The organism is Bifidobacterium jacchi (assembly GCF_009078285.1).
Classification (GTDB): Bacteria; Actinomycetota; Actinomycetes; order Actinomycetales; family Bifidobacteriaceae; genus Bifidobacterium; species Bifidobacterium jacchi.
On the sequence record NZ_RQSP01000003.1, the window covers coordinates 36,769 to 53,890 of the forward strand.

Here is a 17,122-nt window from a genome sequence, read left to right on the forward strand (position 1 = left end):
CCGTGGACATGTGCCGGCGTTTGCGCATCGGCTAAAGGGTTGATACGGACGTGGGCGGAGAGTGAATCAGTGGGTGACGGCGAACGTATGTCCCGTTTCCTGGTGGAGGTTGACGGCGACCGTGGCGTCGATGAACCGTAGCGAACAGTCGTCCGACTTGGGGCTGCCCAACGGTTCGATGGTGCCGAACCAGACGAGGTCTTCGTCGAAGATGACAAATTCGCTGCAGGATTCGACGGCGTGCACCGTGCATCCCAACGCGCGGAGCCTGTCCATGTTGCGTTGGGTGCGGGCACGCGAGGCCGGTGTCGCCGTGGATGAGAGACGTACGGTGACGTCGACCTTTACTCCCCTGCCGACCGCCTTGAGAATTACGTCATCAACTTGTTTGATGGCACGTTCCGATAGGTATCCGGCATGGATGGTCATCGTGTGTCTGCAATGATTGATGTCATCACGGAATGTCTTGAGGAATCCCGCCGCGGTGATGACGGGCGTATCCTTGTCGGCATCCGTCTGCGTCAGATTCTCCTTGCGCTGCAGCAGCGCCTTCGTCTTGGCATGCCGCAGCGCGCTGGTCCGGTCCTCTTCGGACAGCAGTGGTTCATATCCTTGCGCCAAATATGCCTTCAATCGTTTGCGATACATGCCAGTGGCCATAGGCACCGTCACATCGATATAGTCATAGACGCGTACTTCACGTTTGCCATCATTGTCGCGGTGCAGACGCCCCACGTATTGGGTGACGGCCGCTTCCACGGACACCGGAGCGGCGAGCAGAAGCGTATCGAGCCGTTTCTGGTCGAATCCTTCGCCGATATAGCTGCCAGTCGCCACGACGGCAAGACTCTCCCCCAGGGGAACATGGGCGAGCCGGTCCAGGTTGGCTTGTCTGGTTTTCTTCGGATCGGCGCCATAGAGAAGGATCACATGCGCACATCCGCGTGTTTGTAGCCCATCGGCGAGCGCTTTGGCGTGTTCGATGCGTTTGGTGAGCAGAAGTGGCGTGCGGCCTTCGTCGATGATGTTCATGGTATCGTTGAGAATCATGGCGTTGCGTTCCTCATTGGCGCATGCCGCTTCAAGATAGTCGTGATACGTGTATGGTTCGATGAGGTCGAGGTTGACGGGCGTGAATCGCGGAATGAACCGGCGTGTGAAGTGTTGTGAGGCCATCTGGTCTTTGACATCGACGGTGTACCGTACCGGCCCGCATTGCATGACGGCTATGGGATGCATGCCGTCGTCACGTTTCAAGGTGCCGGTAAGTCCATAGACGTATTTGGCGGTGGCCGCTTGTGCGATGGCTTCGGTGTCGATGGAGGCGACGTGGTGGCATTCGTCGAAAATCACCATGCCGTAGTTCCTGACGAGGGTTTTGACGTGCTTGTCTCCGGGCACGTCGCCCTGTTCGAAGAGCGACTGTGCCAATGCGATGTCGATGATGCCGTTGGGTTCGTTTCGTCCACCGCCGATCTGGCCGATGACGCTGCGTTGCCGTCGGCTGATTCGTCCGGTTCTGGTTCGCAATGGCGGCAGTGTCGCTGTGACGTTGAGGAATTGTTCGAGCCGTTCCTTCCACTGACCGAGCAGTGCGGACGACCGTAGTACGATCAACGTGCTGGTTTTGCGTTTGGCGATGAGATCGGCTGCTATCACGGTTTTACCGAAGCCGGTTGGCGCGATGAGGATGCCGTTGTCATGTGCGAGCAGGGCTTTTGCGGCGGAGATTTGCTGTTTGTTGAGTGTGCCGGTGAATTGTGCGCGTATGCGTTTGCCCGCATTGCGTTCGTCCGTGCAGGTCACTGTGGCTCCGGCCTCGCTCAGTAAGGTGGCCAGTGGATCTTTGCACCCACGAGGCAGTAGGATTGCAGCATCTGTTTCTTCGCCGCGATAGATAATGCGCGGCTTGTTGTACACGGGTTGGCGCATGGCCTGCGCTCGGTAGAAATCCGGATTGGCGAATGCCGCGAGTCGTCGTATCACGTTGAGCGCGGGTGCCGTCATGCCGTTTTTCGGTATGACAAGCATATTACGCTCGACGATATTGACGGTTTCGGGGACATCCGATGAGGTGAGCGTTCTGCGTTGTTTGGCGGAATGGTCTCCATGGAATCGGTCGAATATCGGCTGCTGATAGGCGTTGTCATCCGGTCGCGTGTGCGTTGCGTCCGAATGTGCAGGGGATTTCTTGGCCCAAGATTCCGCAGGTGGTCCTTCCCGGTTGAGACTGCCCAGCGGTCCTTCCAACGTTGAGGACAGGGAAGCGATGACATGCACTTGCTCGGGCGTGATTCGCCTGATTGAGGCCAGATATGCCCACTGGTCCGGGTATGGCTCGAATCGTTCATCCACGAACACGCTGTTGCCTTTGTCCCTTGCCAAACGTTGCAGAGGCAGTGCGATCAGATTGCCGAAACCACCGGCGGGTAACGTGTTCTGATTGGGAAACATACGATCGTATGAGCGGAATGTGATGTGCACCAGATCGGACGCTTCGGTGAGCAATACGTCTCCCATACGCCGGGCTTGAGCGGCTTCGACCTGTTCGGTGAAGAACAGCCATAGGTGTCCACCGTCACCGGAGCGTGAACGTTCCATGGCCGGCGTCAGACCATGCTGCTCGCAGATACGTCGGGTCGCAGTGATCTCATCGCGCCAGCCGGCGTCGTCGAAATCGATGGCCAGAAACCAGACCTTTGACTCCTTGGACATCGGGTACAGTCCGACGACATTCGTCATCCTCATGTCTCGCTTGGTGAAATGCTCAAGCAATATCTGATCGGTCAGAGGTTTGCAACGACGCCGATCCGGCGGAGTGGGCACCCTTTTGCCATTCGGCAATGTGGTCCATTCATTCCATGCCGCCGGCGCATATCCGACCTTGCCGGTTTTCTGGCTCACGAATCCGTGCGCGTATACGTCGTCACGGCCGCGAAACAGGGAGCGGAATAATTGGATCTTCCGTTCGGGCGCACTGTGGGCATTGATGAATGACGGTTCCGATGCGTCGGCTTGGTTGTCTTCAACGCTAGTCGGATCGCTCCCACCGCGCGTGGATTCCATCCGTTGCAGCTCCTGCGCGTGGGTTCGTCGTTCATATTCGCGTTTGCCGACTTGCCAGTCGGCCTGTGACACGTACCGGATTCCACCCATGCTGATGCCTGTGGCGGAACCGTTTTTCGTGCGTGATTCGTTCGTGCCGGTGCCTGTGCCGTCACGATGGCACAGTATTATCGCAGGCGCATTTCCGTCGGCATGTTCAATGACATCGTCAAGGGCGAAAAGCTGACCAAACAGTACGGCGTATTCCGGTTCAGCCATATCAATCGCGCTCCTTTGACCGATGATTCATCTGTTATCCAACACGCTACCGTCGCGCCCAAACAACCGCCGACATTATCAGGACGGAACGGCCATTTCATCATTCGTGATGAATCCGCAATTCATGACCATCGCCAATGGATGTGAACATCTATCTGTTGTTTCCCTATGACGCCCAGTGCAAAATATGCACAGCCGGCATCGGACGCGTCCTTGATGTGATGACGAAGTAGAGTCCCGCCTGCATCGAAGACGCTGGTACCATTTATGTGATCGCAACCTGTCCTACGCTGAGACGCGTTCCGGACGCGACTCGGACAAACATAGGGCCAATTCACTCCGTCGAAAGGAGCCGACATGAAGAGCATCCAGACCGAACGACTGCTGCTGCGCCCTTGGAAGGCGGATGACGCGGCCGAGGCGGCCTCGCTGTTCCGGTACGCCTCAGACCCCGAAATCGGGCTCAGCTGCGGATGGCCGCCGCACACCAGCGTCGAGGGCAGCATGAACGACATCCGTGGCATCCTCGCCGTGGAGAACAACTGGGCCATCACGATCAAGGGCGGCGACGCGTCCGGACCCGCCGCGGATAACGAGCCGGTGGGCAGCATCGCGCTCAAACCCGTCAGTCATTACACCATCGACGCGGTGACCGCCGGCCCGGAGCTCGGCGGGAGCTACGACACGTATCTCGGCGGCAATGCGCTGGAACTCGGCTATTGGATCGGCCGTCCGTTCTGGGGCAAGGGATACATGCCCGAGGCGTTGCATGCCGTGCTCGGGTACGCGTTCGACGATCTGCACGCGGAGGCGGTATGGGGCGGCCACTACCGCGAAAACACGCAATCCGGCCGCGTGATGGCCAAGTGCGGGCTGACCGTCGTGACCGAATCGCAGCACGACTACTATCCGCTCATCGACCGTTACCACGACGACGTGTTCCGCATCATCACCGCCGATGGGTGGCTTTGCTCATGATGTGACCTTCGCTGAACGGTTCGTTGTTGCGATGAATGCGAGAATCGTATATCCGACATTCGATTGTCAGAACAGGGTCGGGGCCTCGGCTTGGGCCAGCGGCCGTATGATGCGGCGACCGTCATCCATTGGGGCGAACGGGGCGACCTCGTGGAAGGCGAGCCGGCGCGAAAGCTCGGTTCCGTTCGATGTGAGGCCCGCGAGCAACGACGAGCCATCGGTCGATCGGTCGAGCCATACGCCGGTCATGTCTGAGGGGACGAGCACCGGCATGCGGTCGTGGACCGTCGCCGGCCCGTCCACCGCCGGGCAGGTGAGTATCGTCGCGGTCAGCATCCACGACATCGGCTGTTGCTTGGTGCTTTGCGGCGAGCGCCACCAGGAGAACAGTCCGGCCATCGCCAGTGGCCCATCGTCGGGCGCGTGGAAGTAGAACGGCCGGCGGCCATGATATTCGTAATATCCGGAAGCGGGGATGATCGCCCGCATCGATCTGGTTGATTCGGCGAATGTCGGCTTCACCGCGGCCGATTCGATGCGTGCGTTGTATGTCGGATATGTCAGGGCCGGGCCGGCGCTCCACGACGGTACCAGAGACCAGCGCGCACCGCTCAGATGGCGTCGGCCGTCCCTGCTCTGCGCCACAACCGTGATGGTTTGCCCGGGCCTGACGTTGTATGACGGCCGTGGCAGAGAAGCGGCATCCGTCCCGCTGTTGCCGCTACTGTCAACGTTCTCATTCGACTCCACGCCGAATTGTTTCGCAACCGCGCTCCAATCCACATCAGCCGCAAAGCACCTGCACACAGCGAGAAGCATATCATTCGGCGTGGCAGGAGCTGGCCGCCGCCAATCCCGACGCGTTACTTGGTATCATTCCATCAGTCAATCATGTCGAAATCGGCATCGTAGAAGCACAATCACAATCAGATACGTTTAAGCACATGCTGTAATCCACTAAAGAATCGATTATAATCGATTTTGTTAAACAATTAGTCAGATAAATCGATCATACTTGATTTCATATGAGGAAGGGATTCACCATGATTGACAGACCTGCATATATGCAGCAAATACGTCCCTTCATGGGAAAGAACGTCATCAAAGTGCTGGTGGGAGCCAGACGCTCCGGCAAATCGACGTTACTGGAGCTCATCCGGCAACGGCTCATCAGCGAAGGCGTTGCCGAACAATCCATGCTCCATATCAATTTCGAATCAAGCGAGTATGCCGGCATCGCGAACGCCGATGATCTCACTCAGTATGTCGCGAAGCACATGACAGGAACACAAGGTATCATTCGCCTGTTCTTCGACGAAATTCAAGAGGTAGACCACTGGGAGAAGGCGGTGCGTTCCTTCATAGTGGATTACGATGCCGATATCTATCTGACCGGTTCGAATGCACGCATGCTGTCCAGCGATCTCGCCACCTATATCACCGGTCGTTACGTCACCATCGACGTATACCCGTTCTCATTCGCCGAATTCCTTGATGCGTTTCGTCAAGCAGCCGGCCCGGTCGATGAACGATCTGCGTTCCGCAGATATGTAGCCCAAGGCGGATTCCCCTTCCAGACCGATCTGGCCTTTGACGAGACGGCTTCCCTGCATTACCTTGAGGACCTGTTCTCGACCATACTGTTCAAGGACGTCATCCGGCACGCGGGGATACGAGATGCCGACTCCTTGGAAAGGGTCATTCGTTATGTCATCAGTGAGGAAGGACATCTGGTTACCGCCGCGAATATCGCCTCATACATGAAAAGCGAGCAACGCAAAGTATCGGCCGAGACCATCGCCAATTATCTTAACGCCGCGAGCAAGGCATTCCTCATCTACCGTGTTCCACGCGAGGACACGATAGCCAAGCGTACGCTGAAAATCAATGAGAAGTACTACGTGGTCGATCAGGGACTGCGTCATGCCATTGGACTTAACAACGCAAACGCAATCGATCAGGTTCTGGAGGGCATCGTCTACATGGAGCTCAGACGTCGCGGCTATGCCGTTCGAGTCGGCAAAATCGCCGACAAGGAAATCGATTTCATCGCGCGCCGAGGAGACGAACTTTCCTACTATCAGGTCTCGTATCTCCTCGGATCACAGCAGACCGCTGACCGAGAATTCGGCGCATTCGATGGCATTCGTGATAACTGGCCCAAATATGTGCTGAGTATGGATGAATTCCCTCAGACACGAGACGGCATCCAAGGAATGAACATCATTGACTGGCTACTTTCCAATAATCGGTGACCGTGACTCGGAGAATCTCATACTGCAGGCCATGCCTACAACAAGCGCATAACAGCTAATCCAGCCGGTTCGCGTCGATAACCCGGTCGTCGAGGAACCAGTAGTCGTGCGGGTCGCCGCGCAGGGCGGTGAACGGCACCAGCGTCACGCCGGCTGCGGCGGCCTTGTCCAGCAGGTATCCGCGCACGATCCACGGATACTCCAGCACCGCGGTGCGCAGGTCGATGATGCGTTCGATGGTGCTGCCACTGACGCCGAAGTCCGCGCCGATCTGGTCGGCGGTCAGGCCCAGCAGCCGCATGTTCTCACGGAATTCGCGGATGGTGTTCGCGCGCTGTTCACTGGTCAATGACATATTCACTCCTCGTATACGCTGATCGCAACGATGCATGCCATAGGGATTCTATGCCGGAATATCGATCAGGACAGCCTCGATTGAACGAGGCGGTTCAGCGATACGCCCTGTTCGGCCGCTTCGATCGCCAGCCTGCGATGCATCTCCGGAGGGACACGCACCATGAAATGCCCTGAATACCGCCTATCGGAGAATGGGATCGGAACCGCCTGCCCCTCTGCGCGCATCTGCTCCGTGCGCCCGTCCACGAGCGTTCGCAGTCCCAGCAGCGCATCGACCGACGAGCCGGCGACGAAGCGAAGCTCTGGAAGCTCGGCCACGGTGGCTACGAATCCGCCGTCCTGATCGGACCAGTGGATGCGATACACGTACCGGTTGGCCTCGTTCGTCATGCGTTCCCCCTTGATGTCGGCGGCTTGTCAGAGCCCACCTTATCGCATGTCAGAGTCGTTGTGGCGCATTGTGACGCGCCGACACACGTAATCGAACATCTGTACGACCTATGTGATATCAATAGTGATATCACAATCGTCATGGATCGTACGAACGCAAGGCCGTACGCCACTCACCAAGAAAGGATCAGCCATGACCATCTGCACGCTGTACGCGTCGGAAGCCGATGATCTGATCGGCCTGCACGACGTGACGACACCCGATCTCACCTTGCCGATGGACATCCGAGCCCAGGCGATCATCGCGCTGCTGCGCAACATCGAACCCGACGCCGAAGGCGCCAGACGATTGTGGATGGCGGCGAAGCGAGGTCCGATCGACGCCTTCGACCCTTGGCGGGCGACCGCATGCCATGGCGATGGAGCGGCCCCGCCGGCTGCAAGCGACTGGCGAGAGCGATGCTGGCGGGAGCTGTATCCCGAGGAGGAGCAGTGGTACGAGATCGCCGTCGGCCCTCTGGGGCACCCCATTGCGCCCACTGTCGATCTGACGGTCAACAACGGCTTCACCATACGGTTCTCGCAAGAGGTCTCCGCATCACCACCGAGCCATAGCGCCGTCGGCCCCCATCCCAACGGGCGAACGGGCATCGCCGCGTTGCATGAACAGGAGCTCATGGCATGGCTGATCGACGGGCTGGAGGATTGCGTGCGCCAATGCACTCAAGGCACGTATAACGCGACGATACGGGAGCGTCTGCCATACAGCATGCGGTACGGGCTGGTCTCCCGGGAACGGTACTGGCAGCTGTATCCTCAGACCAAAACGCTGCTGTTCGACCACATGTGTGCCGAGGAGGCGTATCGCTTCGCGATCCTGTTCCACACCGACGGAACGGGTCGGTCGAACGCCGTTCCATCCCGCCGCCTGCGTGACATGAACGCGACGGCGTATCTCGATGCCTGCATGATCGCCTATCAGGCGATGGGGCTTGCCCCGCCGCAGAGCGGAGCCGACGGCGGCGGTTGGTTCGCCCAGTATGCCGACCCTCGCTGTCTGGAACTGCTCTCTTTGGACCAGAGCTCGAATCAGGACTTCGCCGCATATGTCGCTGCATGCTCCATGTCATTGACCGCTTGGGGAATACGTCTCGGACCCGGTTTTGCATGGCTTCGGCTCATCCCAGCCGCGGATGAGCATGGCTGGTACCTCAGACTCGCCTGGTCAAGTCTGCCTTCGGCGATCGAAGCGGTCAGAGCCGCGCTTGCCCTCCATGACGCTGGCATGCCGATCGCAGTGGATGACGCCGCTGCGCTCGCGGCGATGCTCACCGGAGACGATCTCATTGGGATCATGCCGTATCATCAGCTGATCGATGCCGGTGCGCTCGCCGCATTTCGTCGCATGCATGGCGTGGGCGAATGCATCGCACTGCCCATGGAGCGTCGCAGCGAGATCGTGGAGGCCGCTCGCTGGCTTCCCATCAAGGAGGTGAGGCTGAATCGGTGAGGGCTCACTCGTCCGAGCGAATGACGTGCAGAAAGCGCCCGGTGACGCTTGCAGGCTCGGCTGCGATCCGGTCCGGCGTGCCCGAGGCGATCACACGTCCGCCGAGCGTGCCTCCGCCAGGCCCCATGTCGATGATGTAGTCCGCATTGACGATCACATCAAGGTCATGCTCGATGACGATCACGGTCGCCCCGCTCTCCAGCAGGCGATCGAACACGCTCAACAGCAGACGGACGTCAAGCGGGTGCAGGCCGATGGTGGGCTCGTCGAACACGAACACGGCGTCAGCCTGGCTCCGACCCATGTCGCTGGCAAGCTTGAGTCGCTGCGCCTCGCCGCCGGAAAGCGCCGGAGTGGGCTCCCCCAAGGTCAGATAGCCGAGGCCAAGGCCGTGCAGCGTCGAAAGCCGCGCATGGACCTTGCTCATATCCGTCGTGCATGCCAACGCCTCGTCCACGCTCATCGCCATCAGCTCGGGCAGACTGACGAGCCGGCCGTTCGCGAATCGGCGGCATATGCGTGCGGCATCGGCATTGTATCGACTTCCCCGGCAGTCGGGACAGGTGATGGTCACATCCGGAAGAAACTGCACATCCAACGAGATCGAGCCGGTGCCATCGCATGTCGGGCAGCGCAGGCGCCCGGTGTTGTACGAGAAGTCCCCCGCCTTGCATCCGCGGGTCCGCGCGTCGTCGCATCTGGCGAAGGCGCGGCGAAGATCGTCATGCACGTCGGCATATGTGGCGACCGTGGAACGCACGTTCACCCCGATGGGCGTCGCGTCGATGAGATTCACGCGGGCGATGCCTTCGGCGGACAAGGCGCGCACATGGGCGGGCAGCGGCTCGCCCATCGCGTTCGCACGCAGCGCCGGCACCAGCGTCTCCAGCACCAGCGTGGTCTTGCCGGACCCGGATACGCCGGTGACCACGGTGAGACGGCCGCGCGGCACGTCCACCGACAGCGGATGGACCGTATGGACCGCATCGGTCTCGATATGAATGCGACCCTGATCAAACACGCGGGCGCCGGCGACGGCACCGCGAACTCTGCGACTGCCGTTCTCCAGCAGGAAAGGAGCGACGCGACTATGAGGATCCGACTCGACCTCGTGCAGCGATCCCTGAGCGATCACACGACCGCCATCGGCTCCAGCCGCCGGACCCATTTCGATGAGATGGTCCGCAGCTCGAAGCACCCGCACGTCATGATCGACCACGACCACGGAATTGCCATCGGCGACCAGATCACGCATCACGCCAAGCATGCCGTCCACATTCGCCGGATGCAGTCCGATCGACGGCTCATCGAGCACATACAGCACGCCGGTGGTCCGGTTGCGCACCGAACGGGCCAGTTGAACACGCTGACGCTCCCCCGTGGACAGCGTGGAACCGGCGCGGTCAAGCGTCAGATAGCCGAGTCCAAGCTCCGACAACCGCCGTGCCGTATCCAGAAAAGCCTCGCAGATATTCGCGGCCATCCTCCTCATCGACGACGGCATGGCCTCGGGAACGCCGCGAACCCAAGCCATGGCATCATCCAGCGACATGGCCGTCGCCTGTGCAAGATCGACATCGCGCACTTTCGGCCGCCGGGCGGCATCGCTCAGCCTGGTGCCCTTGCAGTCGCGGCATTCCCGCTCCACAAGGAATCGGGAGACGCGTTTGAGCCCCTTCTCGTCCTTGGCCTTGGCCAGCGCGTTCTCCACCGTGTACACGGCGTTGTAGTACGTGAAGTCAAGCTCGGCGAAGTCATCGCCTTTTTTCGGGCGATACAGGATGTGCTTCTTGATCGCAGGCCCATTGAACACGATGTCGCGCTCATGCGCGTTCAATTCGCGAAACGGGATGTTCGTACGCACGCCCATGGCGGCGCACACCTGCTTCATCAGATCCCACATGAGCGATCCCCAAGGCAGCACCGCGCCGTCGTCGATGCTTTTCGATTCGTCGGGGACCAAGGCCGCTCGATTCACCTCGCGTACGATACCGGTACCGGAGCAGGTCGGGCACGCCCCCGCGGAATTGAAGGCGAGATCCTCAGCCCCCGGACCGTGGAAATCCTCCCCGCACGACGAACACGTGATCGGCAGTCCGGCCGCCACGTTGAGCGTCGGCTCGTTGCGCGCCCCGCAGTGCGGGCAGACATGCGATCCGCATCGCGAAAACAGCAGGCGAAGACTGTTGAGCAGCTCGCTCATCGTACCGAACGTGGAGCGGATCGAAGGCACCGCAGGCCGCTGATGCAGCGCCAGAGCGGCTGGCACATAGCGCACCTCATCCACCTGGGCGCGGCCGGCCTGAGTGAGCCGCCGTCTGGTGTAGGTGGACAGCGCCTCCAGATATCGGCGCGATCCTTCGGCATACAATACGCCCAACGCCAACGAGCTCTTGCCCGAACCGGAAACGCCCGCGATACCGACGATGCGATGCAACGGCACATCCACATCGATGTTCTTCAACGTGTGGACGCGGGCCCCGCGCACCTCAATCGCGCTTGGAACACCCAAACCCTTGGAATCACCGGCATCGTGCGAAACATCGAATCGCAACGACCTCTGTGTAACGGCATTCGCTCCCGCGCGCCCATCGCGAGCACCGGACCGCCCCGAGACGATATCACCACTGGCATTGTTCATGCGCCCCATTGTAGAGCCGCGCCGGGCTATAAACCGCTCCTATGTTTCGACCAGCGTGTATAAAGAGAATTTATGACACTGCTGCAATTGAAATACATCGTCAAGATCGTCGAATGCGGTTCGATGAACGAGGCCTCCCATGAGCTCTACGTCTCCCAGCCCGCATTGAGCTCCTCGGTCAAGGAACTGGAGAACGAGCTGGGCATCGAGATCTTCACCCGCTCCTCCCAGGGCATCGCCCTGACGGTCGACGGCGCCGAATTCCTCACCTATGCGCGTCAGGTGCTCGATCAGGCCTCGCTGCTCGAGGAGCGTTACAAGAACGCCAAGCCCCGCAAGCAGCTGTGCTCCGTTTCCACGCAGCACTACATGTTCGCCGTCGAAGCGTTCGTCGAGATGATCAATTCGATCAAATCCGACGAATACGAGTTCACGATCCGCGAGACGCGCACCAAGGACATCATCAATCAGGTCGCCAACATGCTTTCCGAAATCGGCATCATCTATTTGTCCGATTTCAACAAGGACGTGATCGGCAAGATGCTGCGCGAGAAGCACCTTGAGTTCCACCCGCTGTTCCGGGCGCCACTGCATGTGTTCATCGCGCGGACCAATCCGCTGGCAGGCAAGAAGAAGGTCACAATGGATGATCTCAAGCCGTTCCCGTTCATCCAGTACGAGCAGGGCGAGGAGGGCAGCTTCTTCTTCGCGGAGGAGGCCGTGTGGCCCGAATACTCCCCCAAGCAGATCAACGTGACCGATCGGGCCACGATCCTCAACTTCATCATCGGACTCAACGGCTACACGGTGTGCACCGGCATCGACAACGGTGATCTGAACAACGAAAAGATCGTCACCGTGCCGCTCGACACCGACGAGACCATGCTCGTCGGCTGGATCACCAACGAGCGCGCCAAGCTTTCCAAGGCGGCGGAAACCTATCTCGACAAACTCAAGTCGGTCGTCGCCTCCCACGGATACAAGCTGATCGCGCGCTGAATAACCGATCGGCGCATTCCTCCGGGCTGCCGCCGCCAGACGACCCCAGCATCATGGGAGGCCAGCTCGAGTATCAGGAGAAGCTCTGGGAATTCAACCGGACCCACCCCACCGATCAGGCCAGCAGCGACTGATCAACGAGTTGTTCGCCGAAATCGGCGAGAGCTGCCATGTGGAGACTCCGGCGCACGCCAACTGGGGATTCCATCATGTGCGCATGGGCAAAGGCGTTTACTGCAACGTGAACTTCACCTGCGTGGACGACGCCGACATCACCATCGGCGGACTGGTGCATGTTCGGCCCGAATGTGACCATCCTGCCGGGCGTCACCATCGGCGACAACACCGTGATCGGCGCCGGCTCGGTGGTCCCCCACGACATCCCCGCGGACTCGGTCGCCTACGGCGCGCCTTGTCAGGTGGCACGCCCCGTCGGCGAGCGGGATCGTGAATACTACTTCAAGCGCCGCAAGCTTGACGTCTGGGAGTGACACCTGAAAGCAGCCAAGCAGAGCGCACAGACTCCCAGTTCACAGAAAGACCGGCCCCATTAATCTGGCCGTTGTTTGGTGTGCGGCAGATATCTCTCACTCATTTGGACAGCAATCAGCGAGAGATATCTGCCACACACCAAACAACGGAGCGGTATGAACGTGCCCATAACACCCATAACATGAGTAACCCCTGATCAAGGTCTGCAAAGAAGACACGATCAGGAGTTGCTCATTCAACCAGCATTAGCGGCTGCTGCGCTTGCCGAGCGGAAGCAGTCCTGCGACGATGAACACCACCAGACCGACGCACACCACGACCAAATCCGCAACATCAACATCAAGTCATGAACGTCCCTTAGCATTGCTATTGTGTTCGTACGCAAGTTGTTCGTGCTCAAGTTGCATACAAACACGGTATTTACGATGTTCAATGCGCGGAAGGCGTGATCATGGGATTCGTGGGCAGGACCGAGGAGTTGAAGACACTGGAATATCATGCCTCACTGGGCAAGTTCCAGATGGTCGTGGTGTATGGCCGCCGGCGTGTGGGTAAAACGGCATTGATCGCGCATTTCTGCGAAAATCGTCGCGCACTCTGGTTCACCGCCAAAGAGCAGAGCGCAACCGCGAACCTACGCGAGTTCTCGCAGGCAATCCTTTCGTTCTTCCATGAACCGAACTTCCCCGCCGGATTCTCCAGCTGGGGCAACGCACTGAACTACATAGCGGACAAGTCTCAGAGTGCTGAACCCGAACCGTTCGTGCTGGTCCTAGACGAGCTGCCATACGCCGCTGCGGCGGAGCCTTCGCTTCCGTCCACATTGCAGATCGCCATCGATCACCGGTTCAAGGACACCAACATCCTCATGGTGCTGTGCGGCTCCAACGAGGGATTCATGGAAAGCAAGGTGCTCGGTTACAAGAGTCCTCTGTATGGTCGCAGGAACGCGCAGATCCGTCTCAAGCCCTTCGACCTGTTCGAGGCGTGCCAGCTCATGCCGCCGAACGCGCACTGGCAGACCCGCATCCACTACTACGCAACATTGGGAGGCACGCCCTATTATCTTGAGCAGATCGACCCGGACTTGACCTTCGCGCAGAACATGCAGGCACGATGCTTCAGCCAGAACGGCATCCTGTATGAGGAACCCATGATGCTGCTGCGCCAGGAGCTGCGCGAGCCCGCATTGTACAGCTCAATCCTCGATGCCGTTGGCGCGGGCCGCACCAAACCGAAGGAGATCGCCGAACTGGCTGGCGTCGATCCGAATACCGTCGGATCGTACCTTCGCACGCTGGAGCAGCTCGGCATCATCGAACGGCTGGTGCCGTTCGGCGAGGATCCGAATCGATCGCGCAAGGGCCTGTGGAAGATCAAGGACCCGTTCTTCGCCTACTGGTACCGGTTCGTCAGCCCCGTAACCGCGCTCGTCGACACCGGATACGGTCAGGCGGCCGCCATTGCAGCCACCGCAGGCGAGGCATTCGAAACATATGTGGGCCAGCAGTTCGAAACCATGTGCATGCAATGGCTGCTGCGCCAATGCAAGGAGCAGCATATAGGCTTCCTGCCCACCGCATTCGGCAAATGGTGGGGCAACGATCCGGTGGCGCGCGAGCAGACGGACATCGACGTGGTCATGACCGATTCGATTAATCACAAGGTACTACTTGGCGAATGCAAATGGCGCAAACACCTCAATGAAACGGAGGCCATCGACCGTCTCAAGGCACGCGCACCGCTTATCAAAGAGAATGGCGACCGCCTCTACTACCTGTTCACCAAACACCCGGTCACCGCCGCGACCCGCGCAAAAGCCGAAGCAGACCCCACGCTGACGATCGTTGACGCCGAAGAAATGATGCTGGATAACGGCTGAACAACGGTGAACCCTCCGGCTACTTACGCAGCGCGGGAGATACAACCATGTGTACTTCGCGGAGCACCACCGTCGACGTCCTCGACATCACCGAGGTCGTCGACAGCAAGCTCACCATCACCGTCTTGTAGGCGGCGACATCAGTCCGCAGGCAACATCCCGTTTTGCCCAACAGCGCAACAACATCACCCGGGGCTCTTCAGGGCGCCGACCATGTCGATGCTGTCGAGCGACTTGTTCGTCGCCTTCTCCACGATCACGGTGAACAGCAGCGCCAGCAGCGCGGCGAGCGCGTAGCAGCACCAGGCCACATGCGGCACGATGTTCATGCCGGGCAGGTTGAGCTGGCCCAGCAGAAACCCGAGCAGACCGCGACCACATGGCAGGCCGATGGCGATGCCGATGACAGCCAGCAGCAGCATCTCCTTGTTGACGTAGCCGTGCACCTCCTTCTTGCGGTGATGCCGCGGTCGCGGCTGGCGTCCTGCAGCAGCTGGAGGATCTGCGCGGCGCTCAATAACCCCGACCTCATCAACCCCACCGAAATCGGCCGGTTCATGTCCGAGGAGCTCCTCCCCCGCATCGTGCCGCGAGACGCAGGTGCAAGCGCAGGCGCTGGCGACAACCAAACATCCAAGCCCAACGAGTGCGCCGAAAGCACCCGCGCATAACCGCAGCGAAAAGACCAGACCTAATCTTCTCTTCCCACAAGAGAAGATTCGCATCAATCTTCATCTCTGGCAAGAGAAGATGGATACAGCGACTGGAGACGGCCGTGTTCGTCGAACTCAAACGACGGTACGGCGGCAATCGAACCAATACCATCGCCTCGTATTCAGCTGCTAATTGTCCGGAAGTAGATTTCATCGTCGGGGATGAAGCGACCGGAGAGCCGTATCAGCTGATTCAGGTCGCCGCGCAGACCGGCATCGATCGCACCGTGGTCACCGATTTCGGCGACCGGTCCCTCAGCGACAAGTTCCGCAGTGAAATCGGCAATCTTTCGGCGGCGATGGGCAACACGGGGCTTAATCACGGCACACTCATATCATTGGACGAGGAAGGTGAAATCACCGTGCCGACAGGAACCATCGAAGTGATTCCCGCATGGCGTTGGTTCCTGCGGTGAGTTCCATCCAACAACATCATTTAGCGCTTGCGCAAATAACCAGCGAAGCTGAAAATCTCAGGCATTGGCGTATTCGCGATCAATGGAACGTAGCCCATCCACGGTAGGCTTCACCCGCATGAACCAGTGATGGAGGAACGATTCCCTTTCCGCTCCGAACGTGGAGGAAAGAATCTGCCCATCATTGTTCAGCACTGCTTTGCGAGGATAGCCGTCTTCGCTGATGACTATGATGTCGTCATCCCATTGCGTGGTGATACCCATCATGGTGAATGTATTTTCCGCGTTCATTGCGCATTCCTGTCGTTCCATCTGCAACGATACTAACTTGAATGCATCTGCGATACGAGGGGTTCTCACAGAAGTACAGCACGCATGGAAGCCAGCGACTCCTTGGGACTGAACCGGGTTTACGAAGCCTACGCCTCACGCCCCCTCAAACAGCATGTCATACACATAGTTGTCGAATCGAAGCTCTTCGTACGCATCCATGCTGAACATCGACATACCTTCCGATCTGTTCATCGCCACATATGCGGGTTAGCATCCACTAGCACCATTGGATGGGATTGCCCGTTTCCAATGACGCCTTCAACAATCTGCGCAGTACTTCCGCCCGCCAGTAAACGAATCCAACGTCAGCGCCGCATCATGATGAGCATCATTTTCGACGCCTCCTCGGCGTAGACCGCGTGGGGCAACCGGGTCGGGAAGTGCAGGATGCCGCCGGGCACGAGGTCCACGGTCCGGCCGCCGCCGGTCACCTTGAGATGACCCTCGAGGCACTGGACGAGCACCGGCATCGCGGCGGTATGCTCGCTCAGCTCCTGGCCCTTGTCGAAGGAGAACAGCACGACGTTCGCGCCCTCCACCTGCATCACGGTGCGTGAGACCGTGGCCTCGGGCTGCACCTCGACCATCGGGGCGAGTGCGTCGATGAACTCCATCACCATCGGCTGGCCGGCCTTGGTTTCGGCCGTTGCTTCGGATGCCGTGCTGTTGGGTGTTGTGGCGTTGGTCATATCGGGACTCCTTTATTCCTATCCGTACGATCCGTACGTCTTCGCTGTTTCGCGCCCACCGACCGCACATGGCCGGTAGACAAAGCCGGGCACCATGACTGCACGCCATGACCGCACGCCATGATTGCGCACGATGCCCGGCA

16 protein-coding genes are annotated in these 17,122 nt (G+C 59.3%); 8 read left to right on the forward strand and 8 right to left on the reverse strand.

Annotated features, from left to right (window positions below):
* Positions 1-66 precede the first annotated feature (66 nt).
* Entirely contained in the window at positions 67-3,324 is a 3,258-nt protein-coding gene (locus EHS19_RS01380; protein ID WP_151915999.1) for a TOTE conflict system archaeo-eukaryotic primase domain-containing protein, read from the reverse strand.
* Between EHS19_RS01380 and EHS19_RS10635 the strand changes: the two genes are divergently transcribed.
* Both EHS19_RS10635 and EHS19_RS01385 read left to right on the forward strand, forming a co-directional pair.
* On the forward strand, positions 3,223-3,471 hold the full coding sequence (locus tag EHS19_RS10635; RefSeq protein ID WP_175578234.1) for a hypothetical protein: 249 nt from the start codon (positions 3,223-3,225) through the stop codon (positions 3,469-3,471). The two genes, EHS19_RS01380 and EHS19_RS10635, sit on opposite strands and share 102 nt — an antisense overlap.
* A gap of 210 nt (positions 3,472-3,681) precedes the next feature.
* Positions 3,682-4,302, forward strand: coding sequence for a GNAT family N-acetyltransferase (locus tag EHS19_RS01385; protein WP_151916000.1), 621 nt, complete (start codon positions 3,682-3,684; stop codon positions 4,300-4,302).
* 66 nt (positions 4,303-4,368) lie between these two features.
* On the opposite strand, the gene EHS19_RS01390 is transcribed toward EHS19_RS01385, so the two are convergent.
* Positions 4,369-5,121: an SOS response-associated peptidase gene (locus EHS19_RS01390; protein ID WP_241677009.1), complete on the reverse strand. Its 753-nt coding sequence runs from the start codon at positions 5,119-5,121 to the stop codon at positions 4,369-4,371.
* 224 nt (positions 5,122-5,345) lie between these two features.
* Here EHS19_RS01390 and EHS19_RS01395 point away from each other — a divergent pair, with 224 nt between their 5' ends.
* A complete protein-coding gene (locus tag EHS19_RS01395) occupies positions 5,346-6,557 on the forward strand; it encodes an ATP-binding protein (RefSeq protein ID WP_151916002.1) in 1,212 nt (403 codons plus the stop codon).
* Positions 6,558-6,612: 55 nt separating this feature from the next.
* Here the strand turns inward: EHS19_RS01395 and EHS19_RS01400 are convergent, their stop codons facing one another.
* Both EHS19_RS01400 and EHS19_RS01405 read right to left on the reverse strand, forming a co-directional pair.
* A complete protein-coding gene (locus EHS19_RS01400; RefSeq protein WP_151916003.1) occupies positions 6,613-6,912 on the reverse strand; it encodes a DUF2316 family protein in 300 nt (99 codons plus the stop codon).
* Between the two features lie 65 nt (positions 6,913-6,977).
* Positions 6,978-7,304, reverse strand: coding sequence for a type II toxin-antitoxin system HicB family antitoxin (locus tag EHS19_RS01405; protein WP_151916004.1), 327 nt, complete (start codon positions 7,302-7,304; stop codon positions 6,978-6,980).
* A 193-nt stretch (positions 7,305-7,497) separates the two neighbouring features.
* On the opposite strand from EHS19_RS01405, the gene EHS19_RS01410 reads away from it, so the two are divergent.
* On the forward strand, positions 7,498-8,814 hold the full coding sequence (locus tag EHS19_RS01410; protein ID WP_151916005.1) for a hypothetical protein: 1,317 nt from the start codon (positions 7,498-7,500) through the stop codon (positions 8,812-8,814).
* A 4-nt stretch (positions 8,815-8,818) separates the two neighbouring features.
* Here the strand turns inward: EHS19_RS01410 and EHS19_RS01415 are convergent, their stop codons facing one another.
* Entirely contained in the window at positions 8,819-11,455 is a 2,637-nt protein-coding gene (locus EHS19_RS01415; protein ID WP_175578235.1) for an excinuclease ABC subunit UvrA, read from the reverse strand.
* 72 nt (positions 11,456-11,527) lie between these two features.
* On the opposite strand from EHS19_RS01415, the gene EHS19_RS01420 reads away from it, so the two are divergent.
* The 3 genes from EHS19_RS01420 to EHS19_RS01430 all read left to right on the forward strand — a co-directional run bounded on the left by EHS19_RS01420 (position 11,528) and on the right by EHS19_RS01430 (position 14,828).
* Positions 11,528-12,454 (forward strand): LysR family transcriptional regulator, encoded by a 927-nt coding sequence (locus EHS19_RS01420; RefSeq protein WP_151916006.1) that lies wholly within the window; start codon positions 11,528-11,530, stop codon positions 12,452-12,454.
* 293 nt (positions 12,455-12,747) lie between these two features.
* A complete protein-coding gene (locus EHS19_RS01425) occupies positions 12,748-12,945 on the forward strand; it encodes an LbetaH domain-containing protein (RefSeq protein WP_151916007.1) in 198 nt (65 codons plus the stop codon).
* A 452-nt stretch (positions 12,946-13,397) separates the two neighbouring features.
* Entirely contained in the window at positions 13,398-14,828 is a 1,431-nt protein-coding gene (locus EHS19_RS01430) for an ATP-binding protein (RefSeq protein WP_151916008.1), read from the forward strand.
* Positions 14,829-15,013: 185 nt separating this feature from the next.
* Here the strand turns inward: EHS19_RS01430 and EHS19_RS01435 are convergent, their stop codons facing one another.
* Entirely contained in the window at positions 15,014-15,553 is a 540-nt protein-coding gene (locus EHS19_RS01435) for a hypothetical protein (RefSeq protein ID WP_175578236.1), read from the reverse strand.
* Positions 15,554-15,603: 50 nt separating this feature from the next.
* Between EHS19_RS01435 and EHS19_RS01440 the strand changes: the two genes are divergently transcribed.
* Positions 15,604-15,957 carry an ATP-binding protein gene (locus tag EHS19_RS01440; RefSeq protein WP_151916010.1) on the forward strand — a complete coding sequence of 118 codons (354 nt, stop codon included), beginning with the start codon at positions 15,604-15,606 and terminating at the stop codon, positions 15,955-15,957.
* Between the two features lie 57 nt (positions 15,958-16,014).
* Here EHS19_RS01440 and EHS19_RS01445 read toward each other — a convergent pair whose 3' ends face one another.
* Positions 16,015-16,248, reverse strand: coding sequence for a hypothetical protein (locus EHS19_RS01445; RefSeq protein ID WP_151916011.1), 234 nt, complete (start codon positions 16,246-16,248; stop codon positions 16,015-16,017).
* Between the two features lie 347 nt (positions 16,249-16,595).
* On the reverse strand, positions 16,596-16,910 hold the full coding sequence (locus tag EHS19_RS01450; RefSeq protein ID WP_140463199.1) for a cupin domain-containing protein: 315 nt from the start codon (positions 16,908-16,910) through the stop codon (positions 16,596-16,598).
* Between the last annotated feature and the right edge of the window lie 212 nt (positions 16,911-17,122).

Coding starts and splice junctions, on each gene's coding strand:
- EHS19_RS10635 (WP_175578234.1), top strand. CDS start 3,223: ATGGCACAGTATTATCGCAGGCGCATTTCCGTCGGCATGTTCAATGAC.
- EHS19_RS01380 (WP_151915999.1), bottom strand. CDS start 3,324: ATGGCTGAACCGGAATACGCCGTACTGTTTGGTCAGCTTTTCGCCCTT.
- EHS19_RS01385 (WP_151916000.1), top strand. CDS start 3,682: ATGAAGAGCATCCAGACCGAACGACTGCTGCTGCGCCCTTGGAAGGCG.
- EHS19_RS01390 (WP_241677009.1), bottom strand. CDS start 5,121: ATGCTTCTCGCTGTGTGCAGGTGCTTTGCGGCTGATGTGGATTGGAGC.
- EHS19_RS01395 (WP_151916002.1), top strand. CDS start 5,346: ATGATTGACAGACCTGCATATATGCAGCAAATACGTCCCTTCATGGGA.
- EHS19_RS01400 (WP_151916003.1), bottom strand. CDS start 6,912: ATGTCATTGACCAGTGAACAGCGCGCGAACACCATCCGCGAATTCCGT.
- EHS19_RS01405 (WP_151916004.1), bottom strand. CDS start 7,304: ATGACGAACGAGGCCAACCGGTACGTGTATCGCATCCACTGGTCCGAT.
- EHS19_RS01410 (WP_151916005.1), top strand. CDS start 7,498: ATGACCATCTGCACGCTGTACGCGTCGGAAGCCGATGATCTGATCGGC.
- EHS19_RS01415 (WP_175578235.1), bottom strand. CDS start 11,455: ATGAACAATGCCAGTGGTGATATCGTCTCGGGGCGGTCCGGTGCTCGC.
- EHS19_RS01420 (WP_151916006.1), top strand. CDS start 11,528: ATGACACTGCTGCAATTGAAATACATCGTCAAGATCGTCGAATGCGGT.
- EHS19_RS01425 (WP_151916007.1), top strand. CDS start 12,748: ATGTTCGGCCCGAATGTGACCATCCTGCCGGGCGTCACCATCGGCGAC.
- EHS19_RS01430 (WP_151916008.1), top strand. CDS start 13,398: ATGGGATTCGTGGGCAGGACCGAGGAGTTGAAGACACTGGAATATCAT.
- EHS19_RS01435 (WP_175578236.1), bottom strand. CDS start 15,553: ATGCGAATCTTCTCTTGTGGGAAGAGAAGATTAGGTCTGGTCTTTTCG.
- EHS19_RS01445 (WP_151916011.1), bottom strand. CDS start 16,248: ATGAACGCGGAAAATACATTCACCATGATGGGTATCACCACGCAATGG.
- EHS19_RS01450 (WP_140463199.1), bottom strand. CDS start 16,910: ATGGTGATGGAGTTCATCGACGCACTCGCCCCGATGGTCGAGGTGCAG.